We start from the raw sequence: 7543 nt of genomic DNA on the forward strand, positions 1-7543 counted from the left end.
GCAGCATCAGCCCGGACATCGCGCAGCGATACCCCTAGGCCTCGCGCACCTTTCGTCGGAAGGCGACCTCGCGGTAGGGCCTCCGGGTGAGGCGCTCGAGCACCGGGTGTTGGCTGTCACTGAGAACTGACCCNGCAGCAGTCTAAATTGTCACTGAGAACTGACCCATGTGGAATCTTGCCCCTGACGGGATTTGTCGGGGGTTATTGGAGTGATCGACATGGGATTTTTGAGCGTCATTCGACGTTGGGCGTTACGGGACAAGATGCCCATCCGCGAGATCGCGCGGCGGACCGGGCTGTCTCGCAACACCATCAAGAAGTATCTGCGGGCGGGGATCGTTGAGCCCCGGTTCCAGACACCGGCGCGGCCGAGCAAGCTGGACCCATATGCCGAGAAGCTGACAGGCTGGCTGGTGACGGAGCAGCGCAAGTCGCGCAAGGACCGGCGCACCGCCAAGCAGATGCACGCTGATCTGGTTAAGCTTGGCTATGACGGCTCGTATGAGCGTGTCGCAGCCTTCGTGCGGACTTGGAAAGGAGACCGGCAACGCGCGCAGCAGACGACCGATCGCGGGACATTCGTGCCGTTGGTGTTCCAGCCGGGCGAGGCGTTCCAGTTCGACTGGAGCGAGGACTGGGCCTCTGTCGGCGGCGATCGCATGAAGTTGCAGGTGGCCCACATCAAGCTGTCGCACAGCCGCGCGTTCCTGGTCAGGGCCTATTTGTTGCAGACGCATGAGATGCTGTTCGACGCGCACTGGCATGCGTTCCGGGTCTTTGAGGGCGTGCCTGGCCGCGGGATCTACGACAACATGCGCACGGCTGTGGATCGCGTGGGCGTGGGCAAGAAGCGCGATGTGAATGCGCGGTTCACGGCTATGACCAGCCACTATGTGTTCGAGCCCGACTTCTGCAACCCGGCGGCGGGCTGGGAGAAAGGCCAGGTCGAGAAGAACGTCCGCGATGCGCGCCACCGGCTCTGGCAGGTGATGCCGGCCTTTCCGGATCTTGATGCGTTGAATGTGTGGCTGGAAGAGCGCTGCAAGGCGCTGTGGACCGAGACCGCGCATGGCAGCCTGACCGGCAGCATTGCCGACATCTGGGAGGTCGAGAAGCCTGCGCTGATGCCGTTGCCCACGGCCTTCGATGGCTTTGTCGAACACAGCAAGCGGGTATCGCCCACCTGCCTGATCACCTTCGAGCGCAATCGCTACTCTGTCCCTGCCAGTTTTGCGAACCGCCCCGTCAGCCTGCATGTTTACCCCGAACGGCTGGTGATCGTGGCCGAGGGGCACGTGGTCTGCGAGCACCAGCGCATCATTGAACGGTCGCACCGGCAACCTGGCCGCGTCATCTATGACTGGCGCCTTTACCTCGCCGTGGTTCAGCGCAAGCCGGGCGCGCTTCGTAACGGCGCCCCGTTTGTCGAGATGCCGGAGGCATTCCGCCAGTTGCAGGATCAGATGCTGCGCAAGCCCGGCGGCGATCGCGAGATGGTCGAGATCCTGTCGCTGGTCCTGCATCACGATGAACAGGCGGTGCTGTGCGCCGTGGAAATGGCGCTGGAGGCGGGCGTGCCGACCAAGACCCATGTGCTGAACCTGCTCCACAGGCTGGTGGATGGCACACCGACCGACCGGCTCGATGTGACGCCCCCTTCAAGTCTCGTTCTGACGAAGGAACCTGAGGCCAATGTCGCACGCTACGACGGACTGCGGGGAGGAACACGTCATGCGTCATGATCCCGCCGGAGCCGCCATCGTCATCATGCTGCGCAGCCTGAAGATGCCGGGCATGGCGCAGGCGGTGCATGACCTCATGGAACAAGGTGCCCCAGCGTTCGAGGTATGAGGAGGATCAGAAAACAGTCCGGGGGACTGTTTTCCCGACGATTGGATGCCGATGCTGTCGCAGTTGCTCAAGGCTGAAATGGCTGAACGCGAGGTGCGCTCCATCTCCTATCACATGAAGGCCGCGCGCTTCCCGGCCTACAAGGACCTGTTCGGCTTCGACTTCGCCGCCAGCGAGATCAACGAAGCCCTCGTGCGTCAACTCCATCGGTGCGAGTTCATGGATGCGGCCGAGAATGTCGTGCTGATCGGCGGACGCGGCACGGGGAAAAGTCATGTCGCGACCGCCCTCGGCGTCCAGGCCATCGAGCATCACCGCAAACGCGTGCGCTTCTTCTCGACCGTCGAGCTGGTAAATGCGCTGGAACAGGAAAAGGCACAGGGAAAGGCCGGCAAGATCGCCGAGGCGCTGGTGAAGACCGAATTGGTGATCCTCGACGAGCTGGGATACCTGCCGTTCAGCGCTTCCGGCGGTGCGCTGCTGTTCCATCTTCTTAGCCCGGATAATTCACGAGAAGGCGGCGGAGGTTGCGTAACCGTCTGAAACTCTGCATTTTTTGGTTATCGACGCCAAAGATTCAGATTTCAGCAGGACGACCTCCGCCATGACCCAGTCTACGTGCTCCACGCCCCGCCTGTCACGCCTTAACGGTAAGCCGGTCCTGCTCGGGTTTGACGGCGCCGACATGAGCTCCGACGCCGGCCTGACCCTGCTGCGCGAGATTGAGCGCAGGGCGGGTCTGGCGCAGCGGCTCGCAGATTGCCTGCACGATCCGCGTGACCCGGCGAAAGTTCAGCATAGCCTGTGCGACATCATCCGGTTCCGGATCATGATGATCGCGGCGGGATATGAAGACGGCAATGACGCGACCGCCCTTCGGCACGATCCCAGCTTCAGGATCGCGCTGGAGCGTGGCCCGGAAACAGGGCCGACCTTGTGTTCGCAGCCAACGATCTCGCGCATGGAAAACCTGCCAGACGCCCGCGCCCTTATCCGCATGGGCCACGAGATGATCCGGTTCTACTGCCACTCGTTTGCGCGCCCCCCAAGCCGGATCGTGCTCGATATCGATGATACCTTTGACGCGGTGCATGGCCACCAGCAGCTGCGCCTGTTCAATGCGTTCTACGACGAGTTCGGCTTCCAGCCGATCGTCGTCTTCGACGGTGAGGGCCGGCTCGTGGGGACACTGCTGCGCCCGGCCCGCCGCCCCAATGAGGCCGAGAGCGCGGCCCACATCCGCCGGTTGATCCGGCAGATTGCCAGGCATTGGCCCGAGACAGAAATCCTGCTGCGAGCCGACAGCCACTACTGCACCCCGCAGGTTCTGGACCTGTGTGACAGGCTCGGGCTGCGCTATATCTTTGGTTTGTCAAAGAACGGCCGTCTGGCGCGGAACATCTCGGCTCTGGAGGCATCGACGGCGGCGCGCTACGTCCGGACGCCGGGTCAGAAGCTGCGCCGGTTCAAAACCTTCTCCTACGCGGCTCGGTCGTGGTCGAAACCCCGCCGCGTCATCGCCCGCGTCGAGGTTGGTCCCATGGGTCGGGACACCCGCTACATCGTCACCAACCTCGAGGGCGGTCGCGGTAAGCATCTTACGAGAAGATCTACTCCGCCCGCGGCCAGGCCGAGAACCACATCAAGGCGTGGAAGGCCCACCTCGCAGCAGACCGGACGTCGTGCTCGAAAGCCAACGCCAATCAGATGCGTCTGATGCTGCACGGCTGCGCCTACTGGGTCTGGTGGAAGCTTCGCGCGGCTTGCCCAAAACGTTCACCATGGCGCCGCGCCCAGTTCGACACGCTGCGGCTGCATCTCGTCAAACTGGCCGCCACCATCGTCGAAAAGAAGACCCGGATCATCGTGACCCTGCCGGCATCGTGTCCCCGAAAGGGACTTCTCCTCCTTCTCTTCGACGCCCTCGCCCCACCGAAAACAGCCTGACGCAAGCGCCCCGACAAACCCCGAAACATCAATCCACACCACCCAAGACCCAAGTCACCGGCCGGCCTGCCAACCGGACGCAAACACCGGGTGCGCGCAAGAAAACCGAGACCGGGGAAACCATCCCACGGAGCACAAGTCCGCAGCTTCATGAATTATGCGGGCTAAGAAGGTGGAACAGCAGCGCGCCGCCCGAGGCGAGTTATGCCCGAAAGTTGGTGATGGCCTGAAGTAGGCGGCATATCATGGCGGTGTTCACGCGCCGTCAGTCTCAAAAGAGAAAGGATATGCCACCATAGCCAAATCTACCGTTGTCCCGTTCGAACTGCCATCGGAATTTTCTGCGGATCCGTTGACCGAGGTAATCCANGCTGGGGCCAAGGAGCTTCTGCGAACGGCGGTTCAGGCGGAGGTATCCGCCTTCCTCGCCGAGCATGCGCATCTTCTGGACGAGGAGGGCCGCCAGCGTCTTGTGCGCCATGGTTTTCTGCCCGAGCGCGAGATGATGACCGGGATCGGGACCATTCCTGTGCAGGTCCCGCGCGTGCGCGATCGCGGCCGCAATGAAGATGGGAGCAAGATCAAGTTCCGCTCGGCGCTGGTACCACCGTATTTGCGCAAGGCGAAGTCGGTCGAGGAGTTGCTACCTTGGCTGTACCTGAAGGGCATCTCGACGGGCGACTTCAGCGAGGCACTGGCGGCGCTCCTCGGACCTGATGCCGAGGGGCTGTCGTCCTCGACCATCACGCGTCTGAAGGCCGCGTGGTGGGAGGAGTACGAGGCCTGGCGCAAGCGCGATCTCACGGGCAAGCGCTACGTCTACATCTGGGCGGATGGGGTCTACTTCACGCCACGCCTGGACGGCGATCGCCAATGTATGTTGGTGATTATTGGCGCCGACGAATACGGCGAGAAGGACATTCTCGCCATCACAGACGGGTTCCGTGAGAATGCCGGACAGCTGGTGCGACCTGCTGAAAGGGCTGAAGAAGCGCGGCCTGACTGTGCCCCCGGAACTGGCCACAGGCGATGGTGCGCTCGGGTTCTGGACGGCCCTGCGGGATGTCTTCCCCGACACGCGCGAGCAGAGATGTTGGGTTCACAAGACCGCCAATGTGCTGGGCGCGACCCCCAAATCCATGCATGAAAGGGTCAAGGCCGATCTGCAAGACATCTGGATGGCCGAGACGAAGAAGGAGGCGAATGCCGCCTTCGATCTCTTCGTCGAAATCTACGGCGCGAAGTACGAGAAGGCTGTGGCCAAGCTGGTGAAAGACCGTGACGAGCTGCTGGCCTTCTACGACTTCCCGGCCGAGCACTGGAAGCACATTCGGACCACGAACCCGATCGAGAGTGTCTTCGCCACGGTCAGGAACCGGACCCGCAAAACCAAGGGCTGCCTGAACCGCAAGACCGCCCTCGCCATGGTCTTCCGACTCATGAAGTCAGCCAAGAAGAAGTGGCGGAAGATCAACGGGCCAAACCGTCTGCCCGACGTCATTCCAGACTACACGACACAGCCGTTTTTGGGGTGGCCGAGACCGGCAAGAGAGATTCTTCTGGTGGACTCGACCTCGCCAAAGGAACGGTCCCTTGAATATCCGTGCTCTCGCCGATCTCCAGAAAACGCTAACTCCGCATGTGCCGTTGGGCAAGTCACGGCTCGAGACGCTCTGCATGATCCTGCTTGGCATGATCAGCGCCCGAACGGTGAACCTGACGCATATCGCGAGCGAGCGGCCAAGTCGCGCCATGGTTGCATCGACCTATCGCCGTCTGCAACGCTTCTTCCAACATGTGTGCCTGCCCGAGGATTGGAGCGTGGGCATCGTGATCTCGCTGCTCGGCAATCCTCGCCCTTGGCATCTCTGTCTCGACCGCACCAACTGGAAGATCGGCAAGACCGACGTTAACGTCCTCGTGTTGGCCGTCATCACGGTCAAGTTCCGCGTCCCGCTGATGTGGACCATGCTCCCGCATTCCGGCAACAGCACGACCGCTCAGCGCATCGCGCTGATGAAGCGGTATCTCGCGTATTTCGACGCCTCAACCGTTCGGATGCTGCTGGCGGATCGTGAGTTCATCGGTCAGGAATGGTTCACTTTTCTCGTCGAGCAGGAGATCCCCTTCGCGATCCGCATGAAGGAGGGCCAGATAGTCCGTACCAACGGCCGCGAGCTGAACCTGCGCTCCCTGCTGTCACGGTGCAGGGGTGTGCGGGGCTTCACGGCCGTCCTGCCTGGCAGAGCGAGTCACCCTGACCTCGAGCTCCACTTCGGTGCGCGCCGTATCAAGGGCGGCGAGCTTCTCGTGGTGGCTTCGCCCTATCCAGCCACTGGCGCGCACATCCTGCGGCAGTACAAGAAGCGCTGGCTCATCGAGTGCCTGTTCGCCGACAGCAAGACGCGGGGGCTGAACCTGGAGGACACCCGCCTGACGCTCGCGTCCAAGTTGTCTCTGCTCATCGCCATAACCGCTATTGCCATCGCCCTCATCTGCCGTGCTGCAGCCCAGCTCATGGGACACAAATACCCCGCCCGGAAGAAGCACGGATACTGCTCGAAATCCTGGTTCCGGACCGGCTTCGATGAGGTCCGACGATGGCCTTGTCAGAAGAACTTCGCTTGAGGCGGAGCAGGCGGCTGGCTAGGCTCCCCGCATGACCAAGGAGGTATGCGCGAAAGTTGGTGACGCGTGATCAGGCGGCAGTTTGAAGGTGGCGGAGGCCGTCGCGGAACTCAATCCCTTGGATGGGCCTTGTCAGAAGAACTTCGCTTGAGGCGGAGCAGGCGGCTGGCTAGGCTCCCCGCATGACCAAGCGCAGCCCCTTCAAGTACTTCAAGACCAGCTCCGAGATCATTCGCCTGGCGGTGATGATGTATGTCCGCTTCCCGCTGTCGCTGCGGAACGTCGAAGATCTGCTGCACGAGCGCGGCGTCGACGTCAGCCACGAGACGGTGCGCTTCTGGTGGCAGCGCTTCGGTCCGATGTTCGCGGGCGAGATCCGGAAGCGACGCATCGAGGGTATGAAATCGAGCCGCTGGCGCTGGCACCTCGACGAGATGTTCGTGAAGATCAACGGCGAGCAGCACTACCTCTGGCGGGCGGTCGATCATGAGGGCGAAGTGCTGGAAAGCTTCGTCACGAAGACGCGGGACAAGAAGGCTGCGCTGAAATTCCTCAGAAAAGCAATGAAGAAGCACGGCCGAGCGGAGACCCTCGTGACGGACAAGCTTCGCTCCTACGGCGCGGCTCTGAAGGACCTCGGCATGACGGACCGGCAGGAGACCGGTCGGTGGCTGAACAACCGCGCGGAGAATTTGCACCTGCCGTTCCGACGACGCGAGAGGGCCATGCAGCGCTTCCGGCGGATGCGAAGTCTGCAGAAGTTCGCCGCCGTCCACGCCTCCGTCTCGAACCACTTCAACCAGGAACGCAGCCTCTCCAGCCGAGACATCTTCAAGACCAACCGCACCGCCGCTCTCGCCGAGTGGCGCGGTCTTTGCGCAGGATAATAGTCAGGCCCCCTGCCCTTCCTGAGACTGGTTCGAATTAGTCTGCCAGCACCTATCAGAGGGCTTTGGACCCTGTTCGGATGACAAAACTTACAACTGGTTGAAAGTGGTCAAGGTGCCTATCGCATCCCACACGGGCCGATGAGGAAGGTCGCTCTTGTTCGGTGCAGGATAGAGCCGGCTGAAACGGGAAATATTAGTGCGGCTGGGCCACCATGATCGTTCCCG

3 protein-coding genes and 3 pseudogenes are annotated in these 7543 nt (G+C 62.0%); all 6 read left to right on the forward strand.

The features are described 5' to 3' along the window. Positions 1 to 220 precede the first annotated feature (220 nt). The 6 genes and pseudogenes from istA (at position 221) to JSE7799_RS06075 (ending at position 7315) form a co-directional block, all read left to right on the forward strand. Positions 221 to 1744: an IS21 family transposase gene (istA, locus tag JSE7799_RS06050; RefSeq protein WP_055662830.1), complete on the forward strand. Its 1524-nt coding sequence runs from the start codon at positions 221 to 223 to the stop codon at positions 1742 to 1744. 163 nt (positions 1745 to 1907) lie between these two features. Then, a pseudogene (locus JSE7799_RS06055) lies at positions 1908 to 2351 on the forward strand (ATP-binding protein); the annotation flags it as partial. A gap of 106 nt (positions 2352 to 2457) precedes the next feature. Beyond that, positions 2458 to 3800: pseudogene (locus tag JSE7799_RS06060) on the forward strand (IS1380 family transposase). A gap of 295 nt (positions 3801 to 4095) precedes the next feature. Further along, positions 4096 to 5302, forward strand: a pseudogene (locus tag JSE7799_RS06065) (IS256 family transposase); the annotation flags it as partial. A gap of 91 nt (positions 5303 to 5393) precedes the next feature. Next, the gene (locus JSE7799_RS06070) at positions 5394 to 6428 is read left to right on the forward strand and encodes an IS4 family transposase (protein ID WP_245624814.1); all 1035 of its coding nucleotides are present in this window, start codon (positions 5394 to 5396) and stop codon (positions 6426 to 6428) included. A 182-nt stretch (positions 6429 to 6610) separates the two neighbouring features. Further along, entirely contained in the window at positions 6611 to 7315 is a 705-nt protein-coding gene (locus JSE7799_RS06075; RefSeq protein ID WP_055662829.1) for an IS6 family transposase, read from the forward strand. Positions 7316 to 7543: the final 228 nt, after the last annotated feature.

This window comes from Jannaschia seosinensis, from assembly GCF_001408515.1.
Lineage (GTDB): Bacteria > Pseudomonadota > Alphaproteobacteria > Rhodobacterales > Rhodobacteraceae > Jannaschia > Jannaschia seosinensis.

Coding starts and splice junctions, on each gene's coding strand:
- istA (WP_055662830.1), top strand. CDS start 221: ATGGGATTTTTGAGCGTCATTCGACGTTGGGCGTTACGGGACAAGATG.
- JSE7799_RS06075 (WP_055662829.1), top strand. CDS start 6,611: ATGACCAAGCGCAGCCCCTTCAAGTACTTCAAGACCAGCTCCGAGATC.